This window comes from Actinacidiphila alni, from assembly GCF_900112845.1.
In the GTDB taxonomy this organism is placed as follows: Bacteria; Actinomycetota; Actinomycetes; order Streptomycetales; family Streptomycetaceae; genus Actinacidiphila; species Actinacidiphila alni.
Window position 1 is genome coordinate 1 of record NZ_FONG01000004.1, and the last position, 25,684, is coordinate 25,684.

A 25,684-nucleotide genomic window follows, 5' to 3' on the forward strand; every position below is an offset into this window, starting at 1 on the left:
GCGCAGCACGCGCAGGGCGCCGGAGGCCATGACGTCGGAGGCGGCGAAGACCGCGTCCAGGTCGGGGCGGCGCCGCAGGAGTTCGGCCATCGCGCGGGCGCCGCCCTCGGGGGTGAAATCGCCTTCGGCGATCAGGGCGGGGTCGGTCTCCGGCAGCACGTCACGGAATCCGTCGAGCCGGTCCACCGAGGCCAGTTGGTCCAGCGGGCCGGTGATGTGGGCGATCGTGCGGCGGCCGATCGACAGCAGATGACGTACGGCGTCGCGGGCGCCCCCGCGATTGTCGCAGTCCACGTACAGCGTGCGGCGGCCCGGGTCCTGCTCCGGCCAGGTGGGGCGCCCGCCGATCACGATCGGCACATCACCGGTACGGGAGAGCACCGGCAGCGAGTCGTCGGTGTGCAGCGAGAAGATCAGCGCGCCGTCCACATGGCCACCCGCCAGATACCGCCCGACCCGCTCGTAGTCCGCCGTCCCCTCGGTGAGCAGCAGCACCAACTGATTGTCGTGTGCGGTGAGTTCCTTGCTGATCCCGCGCACCTGCTGGGCGAAGAACGGATCGGTGAAGAACCGCGTCTCCGGCTCCGCCACCACCACCGCGATCGCGTCATTACGCCGCGTCACCAGCGTACGAGCGGCCTGATTCGGCACGTACCCCAGCTCGTCGACCGCCTGACGGACCCGCTCCACCAGCGGTCCCCGGACACCCACTCCCCCGTTCACCACGCGCGAGGCGGTGGCACGCGACACCCCGGCCCGCGCGGCGACGGCCTCCAACGTGGGACGCGGCGCGAAGCTCGGGTCGGACAAGGGGGGCTCCTCGGTGCGGGGCGGGCCGGAAGAGACACGAGGGGGCGGCGGGGCGCGGACAGGCACAGCGTAACGGGTTACACCGCCGGATGAGAGCGCTCTCCCGACCGGGCGGTGAAAGCTTCCCGAATCGGTGAGTTTGGCGGGCCGGGCCCCGGGCAGCCGCCCTCTTGAGGCACCCCCCCCCCGCCTCACAGAGCCGATACGGCCGGCGGCATCCCCCCCGTCGTCCGGCCGTATCGGCTGGCGCGCGCCCGGCCTCCGGCCCGGGGCGCCGCATCGCGAGCCCCGCGCTCGGCGGGCATTCCCCGGGAGCGTGCCGGGGCGCCGGCTCCCGGCAGGCCGCAGCGGTCGGCGGACGTTACGGTGGACGAAGGCCGCCCTGTCGGGACCGCGACCATCGCCGCAGGTCACACACGTACGCGCCGATGGGTCACCCGATCGCGGGGCCGCACCGACCAGCCGACTCACGATCAAGGAAGTCGCGCACATGTCCCCTGTGCCCAACGTCATCCTCAACAATGGCGTCACCATCCCGCAGCTCGGCTTCGGGACGTATCAGATCGAGCCGAAGGACACCCGGGAAGCGGTCCGCACCGCCCTGGAGATCGGTTACCGCCATATCGACACGGCCCAGATGTACGGCAACGAGAAGGAAGTCGGCCAGGCCGTCGCCGACGCAGGCCTGCCCCGCGAGGAGGTCTTCCTCACCAGCAAGCTCAACAACGACTCGCACGCGTACGGCGACGCCCTCACCGCCTTCGCGCGCTCGCTCGACGAGCTGGACGTGGAGTATCTGGACCTGTTCCTGATCCACTGGCCGCTGGCCATGGTCGGTGACTTCACCGAGACCTGGCAGGCCCTGGAGGAGGTCTACGCGTCCGGCCGCGCCAAGGCGATCGGGGTGTCCAACTTCCAGCCGGCGCACCTCAGCAGGCTGCTGCAGAAGGGCACGGTCGTGCCCGCGGTCAACCAGATCGAGGTGCACCCGTATCTCGTGCAGGACGACGTCCGCGCCTTCGGCGCCGAGCACGAGATCGCGACCGAGGCGTGGTCGCCGATCGCTCAGGGCAAGGTGCTCTCCGATCCGGTGCTGGTCGCGATCGCCGAGCGGCTCGGCCGCAGCACCGCGCAGGTGACCTTGCGCTGGCACCTCCAGCGCGGCGACATCATCTTCCCGAAGTCGGTGACGCGGGCCCGGGTGGAGGAGAATTTCCGGCTCTTCGACTTCGAGCTGACCGAGGCCGACATGGCCGACATCACCGCGCTCGACCGCGGCGAGCGCACCGGACCCGACCCGGACGTCTTCGACTACGTGCCCTGATTCGGCTCCGCGCCCCGACCCGGAGTCGGGGAGCCGGCCGCAGGGCCGGTCAGAGGGCGAGGGCCACCGGCGCGGCCGGGACGCCGTCGGCGATCAGGGCCGCCAGCGGTGCGGCCAGGTCGCGCGGCGAGAACAGTTCGGGGCCGCGGTGGGCCGCGATGTCCGCGGGCCGCCACCAGCGGAAGCTCTCGATGTTCTCCGCGGCCAGCTCGTCGTCCGGCAGCGAGCCGCGCGGGACGAAGGACGCGGTGCGGACGAGGAAGTAGTCGTTGACCACGCCGTCGCGCCCCGGGACGAGACCGGCGGCGACGACTTCCTGGTGCCATACGTGCGGCGGGTCGCCGCCGAGCGTGAGACCGGTCTCCTCCGCGAGTTCCCTGCGCAGCGCCGCGAGCGGGGTCTCGCCCGTCTCGACGCCCCCGCCCGGGGCGGCCCAGACCGTGACCGCCGCCCCTTCGGGCTCCGCGATGACGTGCCGGCAGAGCAGGATGCGGTCCTCCTCGTCGAGGACGACCGCGCGGACCGACCGCCGCAGATGAGGGACGGGCACGCGGTCACGTTATCCGGACCGGCGCCCCAGCGCCTTGCTCAGCTCCGACTTGGTCATCGAGGACCGGCCTTCGATGCCGCGCTGCCTGGCCTCGTTGTAGAGCTGCTCCTTGGTCGGACCCTGCGCTCCGGAGTGCGAGCGACGGCCGCCGCGGTGGCCGGACGACTGGTCGTGGGTGGACGACCGGCTGGCCGTACGGGACTCGCCCGCGCGGGCCCGCTCCTTGTTGACGGTGCGCGCGGCGATCTCCTCGGCGCGCTTGCCGGACTCGCCGCGCTTCTTGGCGCTCTCCTTGATGTGCTCGTACTGGCGCTCGCGCTTGGCGCTCGATCCGCTGGGCATGAGCGGCACCTTTCGTCATGGCCGGGGGGACGGGGACCGGGGCCGGTGTCCGTGCCGCTGCCCGTACCGGACGGCGGCCTTCCGTGCCCCGCGCCCGCGTCCCATCGTCGCCCGTACGCCTGCCCGCCGCATGCGGACCCACACTCTGGACTCCACAGTCCAGAGTCGTGTTACGGTTTTTCTGAACCACACGGTCCAATCTGAAGAGCAGGGCGGAGAGCGGCATGACGGCACGGCTGCGGGACAAGACGGCACTCGTCACCGGATCGACGAGCAATATCGGGCGGGCCATCGCGGTGGCGTTCGCGGCCGAGGGGGCGCATGTCGTGGTCTCCGGGCGGAGCGCGGAGCGCGGCGCCGAGGTGGTGGCGGGGATCCGCGCGGCCGGCGGGCGGGCCGACTTCGTGGCGGCCGACCTCGACGGCAGCGCGGCGGCCAGTACGGCCCTGGCCGACGAGGCCGCGCGGGTGCTGGGCGGCCGGATCGACGTCCTGGTCAACAACGCGGGCATCTACCCGGGCTCGGTCACACCGGCCACCGACGAGGCCACCTTCGACCGGGTCTACGCGGTGAACGTCAAGGCGCCGTATTTCCTCACCGCGGTGGTCGCGCCCCGGATGGCGGACCAGGGCGGCGGCGCGATCATCAATCTCGGCTCGTGGATCGCCCGGCTCGGCGTCCCGGTCGGCGCGCTCTACAGCTCGACCAAGGGCGCGATGGAGACGCTGACCAGGGCATGGGCCAGCGAATTCGGCCCGTCGGGCGTCCGGGTGAACGCGATCTCGCCCGGCGTGGTCCGGGAGTCGGTGCCCGGTGAGAGCGGGCCGCGGCCGGGCGACTCGATGATGATCGGCACCCCCGCGGGGTCCTTCGGCGCGCCCGAGGCGATCGCGCACGCCGCGGTCTATCTGGCGGCGGACGAGTCCGCCTTCACGCACGGCGCGGTGATCGACGTGGACGGCGGGCGGACGGGCGTCGCGGTGATCGCGGCCTGAGGGCGCACCGACCGGGAGGCGGGGAACGTACGGCCGCGGCGGCGCCCTTCTGACGGCCGCCGTGGCCGTATCCTTGGCCTTCAGGAGAATCCTGGACCGCCGGGTCCAGTCGGAGAGGTCGGAGAGTGGCGACGTGCCGCAGGGGCTGACGAGCAAGGGTGCCGCCACCCGGGACCGCATCATCGAGGGCGCGGCCGTCCTGATGCGGCAGTCGGGCGCGGGGGTGTCGCTGGACGAGATCCGCGAGGCGACCAGGACGAGCAAGAGCCAGCTCTTCCACTACTTCCCGCAGGGCCGCGAGCAACTGCTGCTCGCGGTCGCCCGGCACGAGGCCGATCAGATCCTCGCCGACCAGCAGCCGCATCTGGACGACCTCACCAGCTGGCGGTCCTGGCACGCCTGGCGCAACACCGTCGTGGCCCGCTACCGCCGCCAGGGCAGGCACTGCCCGCTCAGCGTGCTGCTCGGTCAGCTCGCGCCGGACGACGAGGGTGCCCGTACGGTCACCGTCGACCTGCTGGAGCGCTGGCAGGCGAAGCTGGCCGCCGGGGTGCGGCACATGCAGGACCACGATCTGATGACCCGCGGCATCGACGCGGAGCGCGCCGCAGAGGCGCTGCTGGTCTCGGTGGAGGGCGGCGCCCTCATCCTGATCTCCACCGGCAGCGTCAGCCCGCTGGAGACCTCGCTCGACCTGACGCTGGACCAGTTGCGCGTCCGGCCGTGAGACCCGCCCGCGAGCGGGACCGGTCACCCGCCCGCCCGGCTGGGCATGCGCGCGGCGCCCCGGGCTGCGAGATTCAGGGGCATGACGCACCAACCGATGTGGGCGCGGCCCGAGCCGACCGGGCCGGTGGAGTGGCTGCCGGAACTGGACATGCCGGATCCCGGCCGGCAGCGGCGGCTGACCGTACTGCTGCGCTGGCTGCTGCTGATCCCGCAGTTCATCGCCGTGTTCGTGCTCGGGGTCGGCGCGTTCTTCACGGTGATCGTCGGCTGGTTCGCCGCGCTCTTCACCGGCCGGCTGCCCGCCGGGGTGGCCCGCTACCTCGGCGCCTTCGTGGCGTACGAGACGCGGGTGCACGCCTCCTCGATGCTGCTGGTGGACCGCTATCCGCCGTTCGCGCTGCGGCCGGCCGAGCCGTATCCGGTGCGGATCGAACTGCGGCCGGGGCCGCTCAACCGGCTCGCGGTGTTCTTCCGCATCATCCTGATGATCCCGGCGGCGATCGTGCAGGGCCTGGTCACCTCGGGCTGGTACGCCCTCGGCTTCTTCTTCTGGCTGATCACGCTGGTGCTGGGCCGGATGCCGCGCCCGCTGTTCGAGGCGAGCGCGGCGACGCTGCGCTACAGCATGCGGTTCAGCGCGTACACCTTCATGCTCACCTCGGCGTATCCGAAGCGGCTGTTCGGCGACGGCGACGCACCGCAGCTCCCGTACCGGGAGCCCGTCCCGGGCGGCGCGGCGCCGGTCTCGGCCACCAGGCCGCTGCTGCTGAGCACCGGGGCCAAGGTGCTGGTCGTGGTCTTCCTGCTGGTGGGCCTCGCCGGTGACGTCGTCGGCAACACGGCGCGCGACTGGGACGGCGACCACGACGACAACGCCGCGGCGGCGCCGGCCGCCGCGGCTGTCGTCCCCCGTTCCGCCGGGTAGCGCGGCCGTCAGCGGCCGTCAGTCGAACGGGTCGAGGGTGACCGACGCCTCCTGCGGGTTGTCGTCGTGCACCAGCGACTCGTGGTTGCCGACGTCGTCGAAGGCGAAGGCGTACGCGTTGCCGTCCGCCATCTGCTCGTGCACCGCCTTCGCGTACTGGTTGGTCGTCGCGTCCTGGTAGAAGCCGGACGCGTCGGCGTCGGGCTGGTCGGAGTTGGTGAGCAGCGTCGTGCGGTTGTAACCGGCGCACAGCGTACGGGAGATGGGGCCGCGCACCTGGTCGTTGGGCGCGTCCAGCAGCTTGTAGCAGCCGAAGACGCTGTCGGCGTCGGGCTTGGTGAAGGACGTGACGACGGCGCCGGAGCTGTCGGTGAAGTTCATGACGTCGCCGGAGACCTTGCCGAAGTACTTGGTGTCCGGCTGGTCGCCGAAGGGCGTGACCGTCAGGGTCGAGGAACTGTACTTGTCCCAGACCCGGTTGATGTAGTCGTCCATCACCGAGGCGGGCAGCGCACCGGCCTCGATGCCGTGGCCGGGGGCGAGCGCACGCAGCACACTGCCGTCGGGCGCGGTCTGCACCAGACCGCCCCAGCCGCCGGACTGCGCCTTCAGCTCGTCGAAGAAGCCCTTGTAGCCGCCGGGCTTGAGGTGTCCCGTGGTCTTCGTCGTCCCGTCGCCGCCCTTCACCCCGACCGCGTACGGGGCGGAGAACATGTCCACCTGCGTGCTGTTGATCCACAGGCCCGAGTCGTTGAGCGTGTATTCGCTCCAGTTGAACAGGGTGTTGTGGTTCGGGTCGTCCGGATTCTGCACGGCGGGCTGCACCAGCCCGTCCGGGGTCAGCTTGAAGACCAGCTTCTGGCCGTAGGAGAAATACACCCGGCCGGAGAACTTGGGGAGCTTCACGGTCAGCGACTGGCCGTCCGCGGGGCCCGCGATGGACGCGTCCGGGGCCTCGGTGGGGGGATTGCCGCCGGCCGGCCAGGGGTGGAAGGTGCCGTCGGCGTCCGCCCAGCCCTGCTTTCCGGAGGCGAGGTCGGTGCCGATGTCGTAGACGTAGACCTGGTCGCCGCGGCCGGAGTTGTTGGTGAAGGTGAGCGGAATGGTGTCCGGCACCGAGGCCGAGGCGGTGGACGCGAGGCCGGCGGCGGTCAGACCGCCGCCGATCAACGTGGCCGCGGCCAGCGGTACGAACAGTTTCCGTCGTGTGGTGATGTACACGCGCTGTACTCCTCATCAGTTGGGGCACCGCGGAGGACAGACGTCGCCGACATCGCGGAATCACGTCCTCCGCAGCGGTTCTGAGAGCGCTCTCACCCTGGTGGGGATTGATCGATGTGTCAATGTCCCGGCCGCGGATTTCCGCTGCCGACGGTAATCACCGCTGGTGGCCGGGGTGTTCGGTGGTGGTCTCTGCACGGAATTCACCGGAACCGCGCACAAGCAGACGGGTCAGCAGCACCACCGAGCGGGGCGCGGAGCGGTCGCCGCCGATCCGGGCGAAGAGCAGATTGGCGGCCGTGCCGCCGATCGCCACCGGGTCCTGGCTGACCACGGTCAGCGGCGGGCTCAGCCGTTCGGCCAGCGGCAGGTCGTCGAAGCCGACGATCGCCACCGGCGCCGGGTGGTCGAGACCGTCGAGCACGCCGAGGGTGATCAGGTCGTTGCTGGTGAACAGCGCGGTCGGCGGCCGGTCCAGGGCGCGCAGCCCGGCCAGCGCGGCGCGCGCCTCGCGGTGCGAGCGCAGACCGTGCCGGACCAGGTCGGGGTCCTCGGGCAGGCCGTGGGCGGCGAGCGCGTCCAGGTAGCCGAGGTGGCGCTCGCGCTGGGTCCAGATGTCGTAGCGGTCGCCGAGGTAGGCGATCCGGGTGTGGCCGTGGCCGAGCAGATGGGCGACGGCCCGTTCGGCGCCCGCGCGGTTGTCGACGGTGACGGTGTCCACGGCCAGCCCCTTGGCGGGCCGGTCGACGCAGACCACCTGGGTGCCGCCCTCCATGGGCTGCTTGAGGAAGCCGTGGCCGCCCTTGGTGGGCACGATGATCAGGCCGTCCACCTGGCGTGCGGTGAAGGCGGCGATCACCTCGCGCTCGCGGCGCGGTTCGTCGTTGGTGCTGCCGACGAGCACCACATAGCCGCGGCGGTGCGCCTCGTCCTCGACCGAGCGGGCCATCAGCGCGTAGAAGGGGTTGGCGAGGTCGTCCACGACCAGCGCGATGGTGGAGGTGCCAAGGTTCTTCTGCCGCAGATTGCGGGCGTTGTCGTTGCGCTGGTAGCCGAGCTTCCTGACGGCCTGCTCGACCCGCGCGGCGGTCCCCGGGGAGACACCCGGCTCGCCCGAGACGACGCGGGAGACCGTCATCGGGCTCACCCCCGCGACGCGGGCCACGTCCTTCATCGTCGGGCGCCTCACGGTCCTCCTCCTCGCGCGCCGCCGCACTCCGCCGGCTCCCGGCGCAGCAGGGTGACTTGGTAACGTTCCCAGCCCATCCACCGCGTGGACAAGGGATATCCGGGGCCGGTTCACACTCTTGACAGCACGTCAGGGACACCTCAAGAATGCGGTCCTGCTTGGTAACGTTCACATGCACTTCGCGCAGCCCCCCGTGCCCCGAGGCGGCCCGCAAGGACGACGGCGTGCCGCCTCCGCGAGAAGGTGGTTCCCTCCGTGCCCCCCACTTCGTTCCGCAAGAGAACCGTCGGCGCCGCGAGCGCCCTGTTACTGGCCGCCTTCGGTGTCGGCGGACTGGCCGCGGTCCCCGCGCACGCCGCGACGCAGGCCCTGACGCAGTACGCCGACCCCTTCGTCGGCACCGACGACAGCTCGGCCCCCAACCCCGTGCCGGGCGGCGCGGGCGGCAGTACGTATCCGGGCGCCGTGGTGCCCTTCGGCGGTGTGCAGTTCAGCCCGGACACCCCGACGGCCTCGCCGTCGGGCTACCGCTACTCCGACACCTCGATCGAGGACTTCAGCCTCACGCACTTCGACGGCGCGGGCTGCCCCAACAACGAGGACCTGCCGCTGCTGCCGGTGACGGGCTCGCTCGGCACCTCGCCGGGCAGCAACTGGACGAGTTACGCGTCCGGTTACACCAAGTCCAACGAGTCGGCGGCGCCCGGCTACTACAAGAACCGGCTCGACAAGTACTCCACCAATGTCGAGCTGACCGCCACCACCCGTACCGGCATGGGCAAGCTGACGTATCCGTCGTCCACGTCGTCACGGCTGCTGATCAACACCAGCCGCAGCGCGACCGGCAACCGCAACGGCACGGTCAACGTCAACGGCTCCGAGGTCACCGGCAGCGTCACCGCGGGCGGCTTCTGCGGCTCCTCCAAGACCTTCCAGATCTACTTCGACATCCGCTTCGACCGCGCCCCCAGCGGCCACGGCACCTGGTCCGGCGGCTCGGTCAGCGACGGCTCGTCGAGCGCGAGCGGCACCAACACCGGCGCGTACGTCACCTTCGACACCACCAGCAACGCCACCGTGCAGTTCAAGGTCGGGCTGAGCTATGTGAGCGTGGCGAACGCGCAGGCCAATGTGACCGCGGAGAACAACGGCTGGGACTTCGGGGCGGTGCGCACCGCCGCCGACACCTCGTGGAACCAGATACTCAACCGGGCGCAGGTCACCGGCGGCGCCACCGCGGATCTGAAGAAGTTCTACACCGCGCTCTACCACGTCTTCCAGAGCCCCAATGTCGCCAGCGACGTCAACGGCGACTACCGGGGCTTCGACGGCGCGGTGCACAATTCGTCCCGGCCGGTCTACCAGAACTACTCGGGCTGGGACATCTACCGCTCCTGGGCGGCGCTGGTGGCACTGATCGCGCCGACCGAGGCGAGCGACATCGCCAAGTCGATGGTGCTGGACGGCCAGCAGGGCGGTCTGCTGCCCAAGTGGTCGCAGCAGACCAACGAGGACTTCGTGATGACCGGCGACCCGGGCCCGATCATCGTCAGCAGCCTCTACGCCTTCGGGGCCCGGGACTTCGACACCGCCACCGCGCTGTCGCTGATGGAGAAGGCGTCCAACGGCGGCACGATGCAGGGCTCGCCGATCCGCGGCAACCAGGGCACGTACACCAATCTGCACTATCTGCCCGGCGCGCCCTCGGACTCGCTCGAATACTCCGCCTCGGACTTCGCGGTCGCGCAGTTCGCCAAGGCGCTCGGCAACACCTCCAGCTACAGCACCCACATGACGCGCGCCCAGTGGTGGCGGAACACGTACAGCACGGAGTCCGGCTACACCCAGCCGCGCAACTCCGACGGGAGCTGGTCGTGGCCGCTCAATCCGGCCAGCCAGACCAACTTCACCGAGGGCAACGCGGCGCAGTACACCTGGATGGTGCCGTACGACTTCGCCGACCTGATCAACGACATGGGCGGCCGGCAGACCGCGGTGCAGCGGCTCGACCACCACTTCACACAGGTCAACGCCGGCCAGAGCCTGCCGTACTACTACATCGGCAATGAGCCGGAGCACGGCGTGCCGTGGGCGTACAACTACGCGCGCGACCCCGCGGGTGCCTCGGACGCGGTGCGCAAGGTGATGACGGAGTCGTACACGACGGGTCCCGGCGGGCTGCCGGGCAATGACGACCTGGGCGCGACCTCGGCCTGGTACGTGTGGGCGGCGCTGGGGATGTACCCGGCGACGCCGGGCGCGGACACCCTGGCCGTGCACGGACCGCAGTTCCCGTCGGTGCTGCTCCAGCGGCCCGGCGGCAACATCACCATCAACAGCTCGGGCAGCGGCAATTACGTCCAGGCGCTGAGCGTCAACGGCGCGTCCACCAGCCACAATTACCTGCGCTACCCGGACGTGGCGGGCGGTGCGACGCTGAACTTCACCATGGGCGGCTCGCCGAGCGCGAGCTGGGGCACGGGCGCGAACGACGTCCCGCCGTCCTTCACCGACGGTGCCACCCCGGTGCCGGCCGCGCCCGAACTGGGCACCAACCTCGCCCAGGGCAAGCCGGTGACGGCCTCGGCGGCGTGCGCGACCGCGGAGTCCGCCGACAAGGCGGTGGACGGGTCGCTGAAGAACAACAGCAAGTGGTGCTCCACGGCCGCCAATCCGTCGCTCCAGGTGGATCTGGGCTCGACGCAGACCGTCTCGTCCTTCGTGCTCAAGCACGCCGGGCTCGGCGGCGAGAACACCGGCTGGAACACCAAGGACTTCACGATCCAGACCAGCACCGACGGCAGCAACTGGAGCACGGCCGTCACCGTGACCGGCTCCCGCTCCAGCCGTACCTACCACCCGATCGCGCCGCGCCAGGCCCGCTACGTCAAGGTCGCCATCACCTCCCCCGTCAACGACGCGGGCGGCGCGACCGTGACGGCGGCCCGGCTGTACGAGCTGGAGGTGTACGGCGGCGGCCAGGCCGATCTGGCCATCGGCCGCACCGCGACCGGCTCCGACGCCTGCGCCACCACCGAGGGCCCGGACAAGGCCGTCAACGGCAGCTACACCGGCGGCAACAGCGACAAGTGGTGCTCGAAGGCGTCCGGCACCAAGACCCTCCAGGTCGACCTGGGCGCGGCGCACGCGCTGACCTCGCTGACCGTCCGGCACGCCGGGGCGGGCGGCGAGGACGCGAGCTGGAACACCAAGGACTTCGACCTGGCCGTCTCCACTGACGGCAGCACCTGGTCCACGGTCGCCCAGGTCCGCGGCAACACCGCGAACTCCACCACCAACGCGGTGAGCACGACCGCGCGTTACGTCCGGCTCAGTGTGATCACACCGACGCAGAACACCGATCCGGCCGCGCGCATCTACGAGTTGGAGGTCTACGGCAGCTGACGGGCCGGCCGCACGACAGCGGCGGCCGTCCCCCGCACCATCGGGGGACGGGCCGCCGCCCTCTTGCCGCTCGCGCGGCTCAGAGCACCAATTGCGCCTTGCCCAGGGCGATCACGCCCGCCGCCGACACGGTGTACAGCTCCCGGTCGCGGTCCGGGTTGACGCCGATGGTGGCGCCCGGCGGCACATCGACGTTCTTGTCCAGCACCGCGCCCCTGACGATGGCGCCGCGCCCGACCCGTACGTTGTCGTGCAGGACGGACCCCTGGACGACGGCGCCCGCGTCCACGATCACCCCGGGCGAGAGCACCGAGCGGGTGACCTGGCCGCGGATCACGCACCCGGGGCTGATCACCGACTCCCCCACGATGCCGCCGGCCGCGATCTTGGCGGGCGGCAGCTGGCCGGAGTGGGTGTAGATCGGCCAGCTGCGGTTGAACAGGCTGAAGGCGGGCTGGTCGGAGATCAGGTCCATGTGCGCGTCGTAATAGGCGTCAAGAGTGCCGACGTCCCGCCAGTAGCCGTGGTCGCGGGCGGTCTCGCCCGGCACGTGGTTGGCGTCGAAGTCGTAGACCTGGGCGACGCCCTGGGCGGTGAGCCGCGGCAGGATGCTGCCGCCCATGTCGTGCACGGACTGCGGGTCCTCGGCGTCCTCGTGCAGCGCGTCGATCAGCGTCTTGGTGCTGAACAGGTAGTTGCCCATCGAGGCGAACACATGCTGCGGGTCGCCCGGCAGCCCCGGCGGGTCGGTCGGCTTTTCGAGGAAACGTTCCACCTGGATGCCGTCGGCCGCGGGCGTGATCACCCCGAAGCCGGCCGCCTCCGACTTGGGCACCTTGATGCCCGCCACGGTGACGCCCGCGCCGTGCTCGACGTGCTGCGCCAGCATCTGCCGCGGGTCCATCCGGTAGACGTGGTCCGCGCCGAACACCGCGATGTAGTCCGGCTGTTCGTCGTGCACCAGATTGAGCGACTGGAGGATCGCGTCGGCGCTGCCCAGGAACCAGCGCGGGCCGAGCCGCTGCTGGGCGGGGACCGGCGTCACATAGTTGCCCAGCAGACTGGACATCCGCCAGGTGGTGCTGACGTGCCGGTCGAGGGAGTGCGACTTGTACTGGGTCAGCACGCAGACCCGCAGGATGCCCCCGTTCACCAGGTTCGACAGCACGAAGTCGACCAATCGGTACGTACCTCCGAAGGTCACCGCAGGCTTGGCCCGGTCGGCGGTGAGCGGCATGAGCCGCTTTCCCGCACCGCCGGCCAGCACTATGCCGAGTACCGAAGGTCCACCGCGCATCGAGACCCCCCTTGTCGTTTCAGCCGCTCGTGTCCATTCCCGTGCCTGTCTTCGTGCCCCGTGATCATGAGGTACGAACGCGGTGATCGGAACTCCCTCGACCGGGTTTCGTCAGCGGGGCGACCCGAGGACGGTCTCATAGAGGCCGACCGTGCGGCGGGCGACGGTGTCCCAGCCGAATTCGCGCACGGCGCGGTCGCGTCCCGCGGCGCCCATCCGTTCGGCCTCGGCGCGGTCGCCGAGCACCCGGTTGAGCGCCTGGGCGAGACCGGCCTCGAAGGCGGCCGGGTCCTGCTCGTCGTAGGGGACGAGCAGGCCGGTGACGCCGTCCTCGACGACCTCGGGGATGCCGCCGACGGCGGAGGCGACCACGGGGGTGCCGCAGCCCATCGCCTCCAGATTGACGATGCCCAGCGGCTCGTAGACCGACGGGCAGGCGAAGACGGCCGCGTGGGTGAGCAGTTGGACGACCGCCGGGCGGGGCAGCATCGCCGGGATCCAGTGCACCCCGTCCCGTACGGCGTTCAACTCGTCGAACAGTGCGCGGAACTCGCGGTCGAGCGCGGGGGTGTCGGGGGCACCGGCACACAGCACGAGCTGGGCGTCCGGGTCAAGGTCGCGGGCGGCCCGCAGCAGATGGGGGACGCCCTTCTGGCGGGTGATCCGGCCGACGAAGAGCACATACGGCCGCTGCGGGTCGATGCCGATCCGGCTGAGGACGTCGGTGCGCGGGTCGGGGCGGTAGGTGGCGGTGTCGATGCCGTTGCGGATGACGTGCACCCGGTCCGGGTCGAGTGCCGGGTAACAGCCGAGGATGTCGGCGCGCATGCCGTCGGAGACCGCGACGACCGCGTCGGCCGACTCCATCGCGGTGCGCTCGGCCCAGCTGGACAGGGCGTAGCCGCCGCCGAGCTGCTCGGCCTTCCAGGGGCGCAGGGGTTCCAGCGAGTGGGCGGTCAGCACGTGGGGTATGCCGTACAGCAGCTTGCCGAGATGGCCCGCGAGGTTGGCGTACCAGGTGTGCGAGTGCGCCAGGTCCCGGCCCTGGAGCGCGGCGGCCATCGCCAGGTCGACGGCGAAGGTGCGCAGCGCGTCGTTGGCGTCCTTCAGGGCCGCCGGTGCCTGGTGCCGGGTCACCCCCGCGTCCGGGGCGTCCGCCCCCTCGCCCCAGCAGTGCACCGCGACGTCCACCAGGGAGCGCAGTTCGCGGGCGAGGAATTCGACGTGGACCCCGGCACCGCCGTAGACATCCGGCGGATACTCCCGGGTCAGCAGCCCCACCTTCACCGAGACCTCCCTGTCGTGGACAATCGTGTGCCCCCTTGCCTTCCCCGGTTGGGCGCGGCCTATCGCACGCGGGCGCGACGTAATTCGGCGCGCCGCAACCGGGGCGGGGGCACGCCGTCAGCGGCGGGTGAGGGCGATCACCGGGATGACCCGGCTGGTCTTCTTCTCGTACTCGGCGAAGCCCGGGTAGAGGGTGGCCTGCTTCGCGTACTTCTCGTCCCGCTCGGCGCCCTTCAGCTCCTCGGCGTGCACCGCGAACCGCTCGTCGCCGATCTCCACCTCGATGTCGGGGTGGGCGACGATGTTGCGGTACCACGCCGGGTGCTCGTCGGCGCCGCCCTTGGAGGCGAAGATCAGATAGCGGTCGCCGTCGGGCAGGTACATCAGGGGGTTGACGCGCTCGGCACCGGTCCTGGCGCCGATGGTGTGCAGCAGCACCATCGGGGCGCCCTCGAAGTTGCCGCCCACCTTTCCCGCGTTGGCACGGAACTCCGCGATGACTCGCGCGTTCATGTCGTCGAACTCACTCATTGACCCGCTCCAGACTGACGTGTTCGGCACGTGTTCTGCACGTGATCGACCGGAAAGCCGCCTCACGGTAACGACACGGACGACCCCGTTCCGTACCCGATCTGTGATGCCTATTGGGTATCAGAGGCGATCCCACCGGCCGGGGACCGACACGGGTGCCCCGGCAGGTCCCCGGCCGGGCGCCGGGCCGGTTGTGGGGCCGGTTGTGGGGCCGGTTGTGGGCCGGGGGACACGGCGCCGGGAAATCGTCTCGATCGCACTGGACCACGGGTCACACCGGTCACCCGTACCGCGTTCGGCACAGCAGCACTGGCAGGCGGGCCCCTTCGGCAAGGGTGCAGCGCTTTCCCGCCAAATCCGGCGGACGTCCCCGCGGGCCCCGGCCGGCGGCCGCCGGGCCGCTCGGGGGTACCGCGCGCATGCACACGGGCGACGGCCCGGTGGCCAATACGACGGATCTGCCCAGGTGACGCGGAAAGTGGAATGACGCTTTACGGACGGCTGCCCCGAGCCGGACCGGGCACACGGAGGAGAGACCGCACGTGATGACCAACAGCCGCTCCACCGGACCCGTGCCGCTCCGCAGCGGGACACGGTTGGCACTGGCGCTGGCGAGGGAAGAGATGATGCAGGACTACCACCGGTGGGAGACGGACCCGGCGACCGTCGTCGGATTCGGGGCCCGCTGGCCCGTGTCCTGGGAAGTCTTCCAGAGCCGCTTCCGTACCAGTCACACCTCCACCCACTACCAACTCTTCGAAGTGATCACCGCGGAGGGCGGTACCCCGGTCGGGACCACCGCGCTGAGCGTCGACCAGTCGGCCAACAGTGCCGAGTTCACCCTCGTCATCGCCCCGGAGCACCGCGGCCGGGGCTACGCCACCGAAGCCACCGCACTCACCCTCGACTGGGCGTTCTCGATCGCGTCGCTGAGCGCCGTGTGGCTGGAGGTGCTCGCCCCCCACACCGCGGCGGTGCACGCCTACCGCAAGGCCGGATTCCGTGACGCAGGTCGGCTCCGCGGCGCCGCCCTGTGGCACGGCAGGCGCGTCGACAAACTCCTGCTGGACTGCCTCCCCGGGGACCTGCCGGGGACAGAGCCGGAGGAGAGGAGGTGATCCACGATGTCTTGCCCCGACGTGAACTGCCGTAAAGGCGGATGCACCACCGACCCGGAGGGTGCCGGCAGCGGCAACGGCCAGAAGCGCTCATGAGCGGTGATCGAGCGGGCGCCGCGGACCACGATCCGCCGCGGCGCCCGACACCGGAAAAACCCTTCGTGAGAAAGTGTGCATACGTCGTCCGGGAGCGGGCAATCGGGTGATGGACAGTCTTACTGATGCGAGGCGATGACGTGACCACACAGGTTCAGCAGTCGGAGAACGCGTACGAGACGGCGGCCACCGAGGTGCTGCCCCGATCGCAGGGCGGCATGATTGGTGAACTCCCGTGGATCGACGACGCGACCAACGTCGCGCCGAAGGACGCACGGGCGTTGTCGAAGCTCTTCTTCGACCGGCTCCAGACCGTCGAGGAGGGCACCCGCGAGTACCAGTACGCGCGGAACACCCTGATCGAGATGAATCTCTCCCTGGTGCACTTCGCGGCCGGGCGGTACCGCAACCGGCCCGCCACCGACATGGAGGAGATCGTCCAGGTCGGCACGATCGGCCTGATCAAGGCGATCGACCGGTTCGACCTGTCGCGGGAGAACGAGTTCACCACCTTCGCGATCCCCTACATCGTCGGCGAGATGAAGCGTTTCTTCCGTGACACCTCCTGGGCGGTGCACGTGCCGCGCCGGCTCCAGGAGCTGCGGGTGGAGCTGAGCAAGGCCAAGGAGGCGCTGGCGCTGCTGCTGGACCGCGACCCGACGGTGCCGGAGCTGGCCGCGCATCTGGAGCTGACCGAGGACGAGGTCGTCGAGGGCCTGGTGGCCGCCAACGGCTACACCGCGGGCTCGCTGGACACGCCGTACACCGACGGCGAGAGCGGCGGCGACGGCGAGGGCCGTACGCTGGCCGACACCTTCGGCGAGTGCGACCACGCGATGGATCTCGTGGAGGACTTCCACAGCCTGGCGCCGATGATCGCCAAGCTCCCCGAGCGGGACCGGCAGATCCTGCAGATGCGCTTCGGCGAGGAGATGACGCAGGCGCAGATCGGTGAGGCGCTCGGCTACTCGCAGATGCATGTGTCGCGGCTGCTGAGCCGCACCCTGAACGGCCTGCGCGCCGGGCTGCTCAGCCAGAAGTAACGCGAAGCGGCGTACGAGGGGCCTCCCGGCCGGCCGGGAGGCCCCTCGCCATGTCTGCCGACTGCCGGCCGTGCGACCCGCCGGACCGGCTGTCGGTGGGCGCCGAACGGGTCGGTGGCGTCGTAGAAGGCGACGCTGGCCCGTGGTTCGAGCGTCGGGGCCAGGAGCGTGCTCGCGGGCGGTGGTTCCTCGCCCCGGATCCGCCGGGCCAGGCTGCGTACCGCCGCGCGAGACCGCGCATCCCATGCCGGCCAGCCGCTCCATCACCAGCGGCAGCACGCGTTCGTTGTAGACGATCAGCGCGGTCAGGCCCGGCTCCCTGGCGTGCACCGCGTAGGCGATGTCACGGCCGAACGCCTCGGGCGCCTGCCCGAGGTCACCGTCATGACCGACTCCGACTTCCCTGCCTGCCGAACTGCCTGTCCCACTGCCTTGCCGAACCGGCGTCGAACGTGTCGAACCGATTCGATTGGCCGTGAACGTGGCACGGCTGCCGGGCAGCGACAAGGGTTCGGCCGCGCGGGAGTGGATCAGCCGGACATCGGGACCGGGCCGTGCGGGGCCCGGCCCCGGCGGGGTCAGCCGGTCGTGGCAGCCTCGGACCGTGCCGCCGACAGCGGTTCCGCGATGTCCTCCAGGGAGCGCCCCTCGGCCTTGACCGCGAGCAGCGCCGCCACCAGGCCCGCGGCGCACATCAGGGACGCGCCGATCACGAATGCCTCGACGGTGTCGCCGACAACGCCCGACTTGGTGAGGTCGGAGAAGACCAGCGGGCCGCTGATGCCGCCGGCCGCGGTGCCGATCGCGTAGAAGAAGGCGATCGCCATCGCCCGGGTCTCCATCGGGAAGATCTCCGAGACGGTCAGATACGCGCTGCTCGCGCCGGCCGAGGCGAAGAACAGCACCACGCACCAGCACGCGGTCATCGTCGTGGCGTCCAGCGAGCCGCGGTTGAACAGCCAGGCGGTGCCGAACAGCAGCAGACCGGACAGGATGTACGTGGAGGAGATCATGATCCGCCGGCCGACGGTGTCGAAGAGCTTGCCGAGCAGCAGCGGGCCGAGGAAATTGCCCGCCGCGATGACGGCGAAGTAGTAACCGGTCTTGCCGGTCGAGACGTCGAAGAACGTGGTGAGGATGTTGCCGAAGCCGAACGTGATGGCGTTGTAGAGGAACGCCTGGCCGATGAAGAGCGACAGGCCGAGCACCGCGCGCTTGGGATATTTGCGGAAGACGGTCTTGGCGATGATGCCGAAGCCGATGCTCTTGCGCTGGTGGATCGTGATCTCGCCCTTGGCGCGCGGGAGTTCGTGTCCCTTTTCCTGTTCGATCTCGCGCTCGACGTCGCCGACCAGTTGCTTCGCCTCGTCGCCGTGGCCATGGATGAACTGCCAGCGCGGGCTCTCCGGGACATGCCGCCTGACCACCAGGATCACCAGGCCGAGGACGACGCCGAGCGCGAAGGTGAGCCGCCAGCCGACATCCTTGGGAAAGATGTTCGTGTTGAGCGCGACGATCGACAGCAGGGAGCCGCCGACGGCGCCCAGCCAGTAACTGCCGTTGATGATCAGGTCGACCCGGCCGCGGTATTTCGACGGGATCAGCTCGTCGATCGCCGAATTGATCGCCGCGTATTCGCCGCCGATGCCGAAGCCGGTCAGGAAGCGGAAGAGCAGGAACCACCAGAGCTGGAAGGACAGCGCGGTCATCGCCGTCGCGGTCAGATAGACCGCGAGGGTGACCATGAAGAGCTTCTTGCGGCCGAAGCGGTCGGTGAGCCAGCCGAAGAACAGCGCGCCGGCGCAGGAGCCGGCCACGTAGAGCGCGGCGGTGATGCCGGTGATCTGGGCGGCGGTGATGGACAGGCCACTGCCGTCCTCGGACAGCCGTCCGGCGATGTTGCCGACGGTCGTCACCTCGAGACCGTCGAGGATCCATACGGTGCCGAGTCCGATCACGATCATCCAGTGCCAGCGCGACCACGGCAGCCGGTCGAGCCGCGCGGGCACATCGGTGGTGATCGTGTCGCTGGACGCGGCGTCCGGCGCGGACGCGGCCATGGTGCCCTCCTTCGTGAGCCGGAGCTGCGGCTCGACACTTGCGCGGGTGCCCCCTCGACGGGCCGTCATGCCACGTCCGCGGCGGCGCCATTCATGATCGGCCCGCCGTGCGGGCCAGTCTCACACCGGCGCGGCGCGCAGCGGCGGCGACAGCCCGGCCGCCCCTCGGATGCCGTCTTCTTATGACCGGCTTATGACCGGTCCCGGCTGACCGGCTTATGACCGGTCCCGGCGGAAGGTCCCGCGCGCGGCGGGTGCGGGACGCGACGATGGGGCGTCAGGCACGCACGATCGGAGGACGGCCGCTGTGAACCCCACGCTCCGCGAGGCCCGTGACACCCTCGTACCCGACCTGGCGGGACGGCACGGGCCGCTGCCGCCGCTGCTGCTCGCGCTGACCGTCGTCACCGGTCTGGTCGACGCCTTCAGCTATCTGGCGCTGGGCCGGGTCTTCGTCGCGAACATGACGGGAAACGTGGTCTTCATGGCGTTCTCGCTCGCCGGGTCGAGCGGCTTCTCGCTGACCGCGTCCGTCCTGTCGCTGCTGTCCTTCGCGGTCGGCGCGCTGGCCGCCGGTCGGCTCGCGAACCGGGTACCGCTGCACCGGGCGCGGCTGCTGCTGGGGGTGACGGCGGCGCAGGCGCTGCTGGTGCTGGTCTGTTACGCGGTCGGCCTTGCGGTGGACCTGCCGGCGTCCGGGTGGAGCCGGTGGTGCCTGGTGGTCGTGCTCGGCTTCGCCATGGGCGGGCAGAACGCCGTGGTGCGCAAGCTGGCCGTGCCGGACCTCACCACCACGGTGCTGACCCTGACCATCACCGGGGTCGCCGCCGACAGCAGGCTCGCGGGCGGGGCGACCGGCAAGGCGGGGCGCCGCCTGCTGTCGGCCGCCGCGATGTTCCTCGGCGCGCTGCTCGGGGCGGTCCTGGTCGGCCATGGGCATCCGGCGGTCGTGCTGCTCATCGCGGGGGCGGCGCTGGTCGCGGTCGCGGGGGCGCTGCTCCCGCACCGCCGTTCGGCGCTCGGCTGGACGGCGGTCTGAGACCCGTCGGTCCGGTCGCCGGACTTTTTTTCCGCCGCGATGTAGTTCCCGCCCGATCCCGATCGTCGTAGGGGTGACAGCGCGGGAAGACCGCGCGGGATCGACTCGATCAACTCGATCAAGGAGACCGACATGAAGTATCTGCTGCTGATCTGCGGCGAGGGCGACGGCTTCGGCGACGCGACCCCGGAGGAGCTGGACGCCACGGCGTGGGTGGAGGAGACCACCCGCAGGGGCGTACGACTGCTGGGCAACAGGATCCACCCGGCCGAGGACGCCACCACCGTCCGGGTCAAGGACGGCGCGCCGCTGATCACCGACGGCCCGTACGCGGAGACGAAGGAACAGATCTGCGGCTTCGACGTCATCGACTGCGCCGATCTGGACGAGGCGATCGAGATCGCCGCGAAGCACCCCGTGGCGCGCTTCGGGATGGTCGAGGTGCGGCCGTTCTGGACCGAGGAGTGAGCGGGCCGGGCGAAGGCTCCGCGACGAGCGGGGCCCGGGGGCCGGGTGCCGGGGCGGAACGTCCCGCCCCGGCACCCGGGGCCGGGGGTGCCGCAGTCCCGGCGTCGAGTGTCGGGGACGCCGTCGCTGCGGCCTGGTCCCGGGAGTGGGGCCGGGTCGTGGCGGCGGTGATCGCGCTGACCGGTGACTGGGACCTGGCGGAGGAGTGCGCGCAGGACGCCTTCGCGCGGGCGCTGGAGCGCTGGCCCGCCGACGGTGTGCCGCGCTCCCCCGGCGCCTGGCTGACCACGACGGCCCGCAACCGGGCCCTGGACCGGGTGCGCCGCGCGGCCAACGAACGGCGCAAGCTGCGGGAAGTGGCCGTGCTCGCCCCGGTGGAGGCGCCGACTGAGCCGCCCGACGACGGCGCGGTGCCGGACGACCGGCTGCGGCTGATCTTCACCTGCTGCCATCCGGCGCTGCCGCTGCCGTCCCGGGTCGCCCTGACCCTGCGCACGCTGACCGGCCTGAGCACCGCACAGATCGCGCGCGCCTTCCTGGTGCCCGAGGGCACCATGGGCCAGCGGCTCACCCGGGCCAAGAGCAAGATCCGGCACGCGGGCATCCCCTTCCGGGTGCCGCCGCGTGACCAACTGCCGGAGCGAACCTCGGCCGTGCTCGCCGTGCTGTATCTGCTGTTCAACGCCGGATACGCGCCCACGGCGACGGAGCGGCCCGAAGCGGCCGAGCAGGACCCCACGAGCCCGGGCGGCCAAGCCCGAACGGGCCCGATCACGCCGCACGCCACACCCCCCGCATCCGGGCCGGACGCCCCGACCGGCCCGAACCCGACCGCGCCGGCCGGTCCGCGCACCCACGACCGGACCGACGGGACCTACGGCACTAACGGCACCGACGCCGACAGCGGCCGGGAGCAGCGGCGGGTCGCCGCGGAGGCGATCCGGCTGGCCCGGCTGCTGGTCGCGCTGCTGCCGGACGAGCCGGAGGCGCGCGGGCTGCTCGCGCTCATGCTGCTGCACGAGGCGCGGGCCGCGGCCCGTACGGACGCCGCGGGCGACCTGGTGCCGCTGGACGAGCAGGACCGTACGGCCTGGGACCGTGACCTGATCGCCGAGGGGCTGTCCATGGTCGAGGACGCCCTGCTGGCCCGCCGCCCGGGCCCGTACCAGATACAGGCCGCCATCGCGGCCTGCCACGCGGGCGCGGCCACCGCGGACGCCACCGACTGGCGGCAGATCGCGCTGCTGTACCGGGAGTTGGCGCGGATGGCGCCGAGCCCGGTGGTGGAGCTGAACCGGGCGGTCGCGGTCTCCATGGCCGAAGGCCCGGCCGCCGCGTTGCCGCTCGTGGACGCGCTGGCGGCCGGCGGCGAGTTGGCCGGCTACCACCTGCTGCCCGCCACGCGCGCGGATCTGCTGCGCCGGCTGGGCGACCGTACGGGCGCCGCCGCCGCGTACCGGGAGGCGATCGCGCTGGCGCCGACGCCCGCCGAGCGGCGCTTCCTCGGCCGCCGCCTCGCGGAGGTCGGCGGGACGGCGGCCGGCCGCGACCGCTGACCGCCCCGGCCGATGCCGCCGGTCCTGTGACACCGGACCGGCGGCGTCGTTGCTCAGGTGACACCCGGCCCGGGACACCCGACCGGCGGCATCGCCTCGCCCGTCACGTGGGATTCGCCACGCCCCACGCGACATCGGGCGTCCCATGGGTAAGGGTGGTGAAGGAACGGTTCAGCACGATCGAAGATCGTTTACCGTGAAAGCGCTGTTCACTGCGATGAGGTGCGAGGTCTCTCCGTGCGTCTGCCCACTCCCTCCGCTGCCAGCCGACCGTCCGTCGCGCGCCGTCGCGGGGCCGGGCTCGCGCTGGGGCTGATGGTCACGCTCGCCGCCTGTTCCAGCGGTGGCGGTGGCGACAGCTCCGCGTCGGTGGCACCGAGCAGCGCCACCGCCTCGCCGAGCCCGAGCCCGACCACCACCAGCCCGTCCGCGCGGCCCTCCCCCACCCCCACGCGCCCCACCACGACCAAGCCGCCGGTGGCGCCGCCCGCGCCGACCACGACCAAGGCGCAGGCGAGCTGCGTGGACCGTACGGCGGACGCGATGACGACCGCGCAGCGCGTGGGACAGCTGTTCATGGCCGCGGTGACCTCGACCGGGATGACCGGCACCGAGTCGGCCGCGGTCTCGCAGGGCCGGGTCGGCGCGGTGTTCCTGATGGGCCACACCACCGCGGGCACCGCCGCGGTCAAGTCGGTCACCGACCGGGTGCGTACGCTCGCCACGTCGGTCAAGGGCGCGCACCTGGGGCTGCTGATCGCCACCGACCAGGAGGGCGGCCAGGTCCAGGTGCTGGGCGGGCCGGGCTTCTCCGCCATCCCGGACGCCGTCACGCAGGGCCAGTGGCCGGCCTCGCGGCTCCAGCAGGAGGCGACGGGCTGGGCGAAGCAGCTCAGGGCGGCCGGGGTGAACATGAATCTGGCGCCGGTCGCCGACACCGTCCCGCCCGACCTGGTGAAGGTCAACGGGCCGATCGGTGAGCTGAACCGGGAGTACGGAAACGATCCCGCGACCGTGGCCACGCACAGCGACGCCTTTCTGCGCGGCATGCGCGCGGCCGGCGTCGTCCCCACCGTCAAGCACTTCCCCGGGCTCGGCCGGGTGCGCGGCAACACCGACTTCACCGCCGGTGTCACGGACACGGTGACCACCACCACCGACCCGTACCTCCAGCCCTTCCGCAGCGCGGTCCAGGCGGGCACGCCCTTCGTGATGGTGTCCTCGGCGACCTATTCGCGGATCGACGGCAGCCGTCAGGCGGTGTTCTCGCCGGTGGTGCTGCGCGATCTGCTGCGCGGCAGGCTCGGCTTCCAGGGCGCGGTGATCTCCGACGACATCGGCGCGGCCGTCGCCGTCAGCGACCGCTCCCCCGCCCAGCGCGCGCTGGACTTCCTCGCCGCGGGCGGCAACATGGTGCTCACCGTCCGGCCGGGCGACATCGCGCCGATGACCTCCGCCGTCATCAATCGGCTGCCGAAGGACGCGGCGCTGCGCAAGGACGTGGACGACAGCCTGCACCGCGTCCTGACCGCCAAGCGGAACGCGGGCCTGCTGACCTGTTGACCTGCCTCCTGGCCTGCTCACCTGTTGGCCTGCCTCCTGACCCGCTGGCCGGCTGACCGACTGACCGGCTGAGCACCTTCGCCGTCTGCCCGCGTATCCGGCCGCCCCGTACGGGAGTTCACGCCTCCGGCGGGGCCGTCCGACGCGCGGCCTCGCGGAAGGCGTCGATCAGCGGGGACGGCCGGTCGGCGGCGTGGGCGAGCGCGACCTCGTCGGGCGGCAGATCGGTGACCGGCAGACAGCGGACGTCGGCGCGCCGGTAGAGGTCGGTGGCGGACCGCGGCAGGTAGCAGACGCCGCGGCCGGCGGCGACGTACTCCAGTTTCTCCTCGACGGTCCGGATCGCGGAGACCGGCCGCGGGCCGCCGGGGTTCGGGTCGGGGTTGACGCACAAGTGCAGGATCTCGGTCTGCCGGGCCAGCTCGGCGCTGGTCAGCGCGTCCTTGGCGGCCAGCGGGTGGCCCGCGGGGAGCGCGGCCATCCGCGGTTCGCTGTACAGCGGGGTCAGCGCCAGCCCGTCCGCGAGGACGGGCAGCCGGACGTAGGCGACGTCAACCCGGCCGTCGAGCAGGGCCTCGGCCTGGTCGTCCCACTCCACGCTGCGGACCTCGACGGTTACTTCGGGGTGCGCGGCGGTGAAGTCGCGTACGGCGTCGGTGACACGGATACCGGTCCTGAAGCCGACGACGAGGGTGCGGTCGGCGCGTGCCGCCCGGTCGACGCGGCGCCTGGCGGCATCGGCGGCGGCCAGCAGCGGCCGGGCGTCGTCCAGCAACTGCCGTCCGGTGTCGGTGAGTTCGACGCCGTGGCTGTCGCGGACGAACAGCTCGGTCCGCAGCTCCTTCTCCAGCGCGCGGATCTGCCGGCTCAACGCGGGCTGCGCGATGAGCAGTTCCTCGGCGGCGCGGCTGAAGTGCAGCCGCTCGGCCACCGCCACGAAGTAACGCAGTCTGCGCAGGTCCAGATCGGCCATGCGCCGAGGGTATCGCCGACGACACAACCGGTCTTGGACCGGGCCGCGCGCCTCCGCGCAGACTGGATCACGTCCCCGCCGGTCGGGTGGGACATCGCACAGCGGGACCGTTCACGAGGGAGCACCATGAGCACAGCGCCGCCGCATCCGCCTCCGGATCCGCCTCCGTATCCGATCGTCACCGGCCGGGTCCGTATCGCGGTCGACGATCCGGACGCCACGGGCGCGGGCGGCTTCATGGACGCCTATACGGCACGGCCGGCCGAGCCCGGCGTACGGCCCGCGGTGATCGTCGGTTTCGAGATGTTCGGTGTGACCGCGTACATCCGCCGGGTCGCCGACCGGCTGGCGGCGATGGGCTGCCTGGCGGTCGTACCGGACTTCCACCACCGCACCGCGCCCGGCTTCGAGGGCGCCGCGGACGACGCGGGCCGCGCGGCGGGCTTCGCGCTGCTGCAACGGCTCACCAGGGACGAGGTGCTGCGGGACGTGCGCGCGACCGTCGACCACCTGCGGGGCCTGCCGGACGCGGGCGAGCGGATCGGCATGGTCGGCTTCAGCCTGGGCGGCCATCTGGCCTTCTACGCGGCCACCCGAATCGACCTGGCCGCGACCGCCGTGGTCTACCCGGGCTGGCTGGACGTGACGGGCACCGCGCTCGGCACTCCGCAGCCGCTGCTCGACCTGGTCCCGGGGATGGCCGGGCACCGCGGCAAGCTGCTGTATCTGATGGGCGGGAAGGACCATGTAGTCACCCCGGAGCAGAACCGGCTCGCCGGGGAGCGGCTGACGGCCACGGGCGTACGGCACGAGATCGTGGTCTACCCGGACGGGCCGCACGGCTTCCTCGCCGACGAGCGGGACAGCTACCGGCCGGATCTGGCGGCCGACGCCTGGCGGCGGATCACCGATCTGCTGGCCACCGAGTTGGATCCGTCCGTCCGCCGGATTCCGGACTCGCCGACCGGACGTACGGCGGAACCGGAGGCGGAACCGGAGGCGGCGCCCGCCGAGGCGCTTTCCGGGCCGGAAAACCCCGGTAAGGGTGCCCTTACGTGACTCGCGGGTGAACTGCCGGGGAATTGTGGATTCCTGGCCTTGGAGCAGGTGGGTGCGGTGCCACGAGGTGCTTAGCATGAGCGGCACCCGATCCACTGCACCGA

At 71.5% G+C, this 25,684-nt stretch carries 22 protein-coding genes; 12 read left to right on the forward strand and 10 right to left on the reverse strand.

Annotation, left to right across the window (positions count from 1 at the left end):
- Positions 1–810: LacI family DNA-binding transcriptional regulator (locus BM076_RS37320; protein WP_093712709.1), on the reverse strand; the 810-nt coding region annotated here is incomplete at its 3' end.
- Between the two features lie 490 nt (positions 811–1,300).
- Here BM076_RS37320 and BM076_RS07935 point away from each other — a divergent pair.
- Positions 1,301–2,134, forward strand: coding sequence for an aldo/keto reductase (locus BM076_RS07935; RefSeq protein ID WP_093712710.1), 834 nt, complete (start codon positions 1,301–1,303; stop codon positions 2,132–2,134).
- Positions 2,135–2,183: 49 nt separating this feature from the next.
- Here BM076_RS07935 and BM076_RS07940 read toward each other — a convergent pair whose 3' ends face one another.
- Both BM076_RS07940 and BM076_RS07945 read right to left on the reverse strand, forming a co-directional pair.
- On the reverse strand, positions 2,184–2,684 hold the full coding sequence (locus tag BM076_RS07940) for an NUDIX domain-containing protein (RefSeq protein ID WP_093712711.1): 501 nt from the start codon (positions 2,682–2,684) through the stop codon (positions 2,184–2,186).
- 9 nt (positions 2,685–2,693) lie between these two features.
- Positions 2,694–3,026, reverse strand: coding sequence for a plasmid stabilization protein (locus tag BM076_RS07945; RefSeq protein WP_093712712.1), 333 nt, complete (start codon positions 3,024–3,026; stop codon positions 2,694–2,696).
- A 224-nt stretch (positions 3,027–3,250) separates the two neighbouring features.
- Here BM076_RS07945 and BM076_RS07950 point away from each other — a divergent pair, with 224 nt between their 5' ends.
- The 3 genes from BM076_RS07950 (at position 3,251) to BM076_RS07960 (ending at position 5,675) form a co-directional block, all read left to right on the forward strand.
- Positions 3,251–4,021: an SDR family NAD(P)-dependent oxidoreductase gene (locus tag BM076_RS07950; protein WP_093712713.1), complete on the forward strand. Its 771-nt coding sequence runs from the start codon at positions 3,251–3,253 to the stop codon at positions 4,019–4,021.
- A gap of 133 nt (positions 4,022–4,154) precedes the next feature.
- Positions 4,155–4,748 carry a TetR/AcrR family transcriptional regulator gene (locus BM076_RS07955; protein ID WP_093712714.1) on the forward strand — a complete coding sequence of 198 codons (594 nt, stop codon included), beginning with the start codon at positions 4,155–4,157 and terminating at the stop codon, positions 4,746–4,748.
- An 81-nt stretch (positions 4,749–4,829) separates the two neighbouring features.
- The gene (locus BM076_RS07960) at positions 4,830–5,675 is read left to right on the forward strand and encodes a DUF4389 domain-containing protein (RefSeq protein ID WP_093712715.1); all 846 of its coding nucleotides are present in this window, start codon (positions 4,830–4,832) and stop codon (positions 5,673–5,675) included.
- Positions 5,676–5,693: 18 nt separating this feature from the next.
- Here BM076_RS07960 and BM076_RS07965 read toward each other — a convergent pair whose 3' ends face one another.
- On the reverse strand, positions 5,694–6,890 hold the full coding sequence (locus BM076_RS07965; protein WP_245795903.1) for a glycoside hydrolase family 64 protein: 1,197 nt from the start codon (positions 6,888–6,890) through the stop codon (positions 5,694–5,696).
- A 163-nt stretch (positions 6,891–7,053) separates the two neighbouring features.
- On the reverse strand, positions 7,054–8,085 hold the full coding sequence (locus tag BM076_RS07970) for a LacI family DNA-binding transcriptional regulator (RefSeq protein WP_245795852.1): 1,032 nt from the start codon (positions 8,083–8,085) through the stop codon (positions 7,054–7,056).
- Positions 8,086–8,340: 255 nt separating this feature from the next.
- On the opposite strand from BM076_RS07970, the gene BM076_RS07975 reads away from it, so the two are divergent.
- A complete protein-coding gene (locus BM076_RS07975) occupies positions 8,341–11,490 on the forward strand; it encodes a GH92 family glycosyl hydrolase (RefSeq protein WP_093712718.1) in 3,150 nt (1,049 codons plus the stop codon).
- Between the two features lie 79 nt (positions 11,491–11,569).
- On the opposite strand, the gene glgC is transcribed toward BM076_RS07975, so the two are convergent.
- The 3 genes from glgC to BM076_RS07990 all read right to left on the reverse strand — a co-directional run bounded on the left by glgC (position 11,570) and on the right by BM076_RS07990 (position 14,605).
- Positions 11,570–12,787 (reverse strand): glucose-1-phosphate adenylyltransferase, encoded by a 1,218-nt coding sequence (glgC, locus tag BM076_RS07980; RefSeq protein WP_093712719.1) that lies wholly within the window; start codon positions 12,785–12,787, stop codon positions 11,570–11,572.
- Positions 12,788–12,898: 111 nt separating this feature from the next.
- Positions 12,899–14,074, reverse strand: coding sequence for a glycogen synthase (glgA, locus tag BM076_RS07985; RefSeq protein WP_093712720.1), 1,176 nt, complete (start codon positions 14,072–14,074; stop codon positions 12,899–12,901).
- A gap of 117 nt (positions 14,075–14,191) precedes the next feature.
- Positions 14,192–14,605, reverse strand: a complete 414-nt coding sequence (locus tag BM076_RS07990; RefSeq protein WP_093712721.1) for a nitroreductase family deazaflavin-dependent oxidoreductase — start codon at positions 14,603–14,605, stop codon at positions 14,192–14,194.
- A 545-nt stretch (positions 14,606–15,150) separates the two neighbouring features.
- Here BM076_RS07990 and BM076_RS07995 point away from each other — a divergent pair.
- Positions 15,151–15,723: a GNAT family N-acetyltransferase gene (locus BM076_RS07995; protein ID WP_093712722.1), complete on the forward strand. Its 573-nt coding sequence runs from the start codon at positions 15,151–15,153 to the stop codon at positions 15,721–15,723.
- Positions 15,724–15,944: 221 nt separating this feature from the next.
- Positions 15,945–16,862, forward strand: a complete 918-nt coding sequence (locus BM076_RS08000; RefSeq protein ID WP_407640633.1) for a SigB/SigF/SigG family RNA polymerase sigma factor — start codon at positions 15,945–15,947, stop codon at positions 16,860–16,862.
- 578 nt (positions 16,863–17,440) lie between these two features.
- On the opposite strand, the gene BM076_RS08005 is transcribed toward BM076_RS08000, so the two are convergent.
- Positions 17,441–18,922: an MFS transporter gene (locus BM076_RS08005; protein WP_093712723.1), complete on the reverse strand. Its 1,482-nt coding sequence runs from the start codon at positions 18,920–18,922 to the stop codon at positions 17,441–17,443.
- A gap of 307 nt (positions 18,923–19,229) precedes the next feature.
- Between BM076_RS08005 and BM076_RS08010 the strand changes: the two genes are divergently transcribed.
- The 4 genes from BM076_RS08010 (at position 19,230) to BM076_RS08025 (ending at position 23,548) form a co-directional block, all read left to right on the forward strand.
- Positions 19,230–19,961, forward strand: a complete 732-nt coding sequence (locus BM076_RS08010; protein ID WP_093712724.1) for a YoaK family protein — start codon at positions 19,230–19,232, stop codon at positions 19,959–19,961.
- Between the two features lie 132 nt (positions 19,962–20,093).
- Positions 20,094–20,429 carry a YciI family protein gene (locus BM076_RS08015; RefSeq protein WP_093712725.1) on the forward strand — a complete coding sequence of 112 codons (336 nt, stop codon included), beginning with the start codon at positions 20,094–20,096 and terminating at the stop codon, positions 20,427–20,429.
- A 158-nt stretch (positions 20,430–20,587) separates the two neighbouring features.
- Entirely contained in the window at positions 20,588–21,985 is a 1,398-nt protein-coding gene (locus BM076_RS37325; protein ID WP_093712726.1) for an RNA polymerase sigma factor, read from the forward strand.
- 237 nt (positions 21,986–22,222) lie between these two features.
- Positions 22,223–23,548 carry a glycoside hydrolase family 3 N-terminal domain-containing protein gene (locus tag BM076_RS08025; RefSeq protein WP_245795853.1) on the forward strand — a complete coding sequence of 442 codons (1,326 nt, stop codon included), beginning with the start codon at positions 22,223–22,225 and terminating at the stop codon, positions 23,546–23,548.
- A gap of 118 nt (positions 23,549–23,666) precedes the next feature.
- Here BM076_RS08025 and BM076_RS08030 read toward each other — a convergent pair whose 3' ends face one another.
- Positions 23,667–24,521, reverse strand: a complete 855-nt coding sequence (locus BM076_RS08030; RefSeq protein WP_093712728.1) for a LysR family transcriptional regulator — start codon at positions 24,519–24,521, stop codon at positions 23,667–23,669.
- A gap of 126 nt (positions 24,522–24,647) precedes the next feature.
- Here BM076_RS08030 and BM076_RS08035 point away from each other — a divergent pair, with 126 nt between their 5' ends.
- Positions 24,648–25,580: a dienelactone hydrolase family protein gene (locus BM076_RS08035; protein ID WP_093712729.1), complete on the forward strand. Its 933-nt coding sequence runs from the start codon at positions 24,648–24,650 to the stop codon at positions 25,578–25,580.
- Positions 25,581–25,684: the final 104 nt, after the last annotated feature.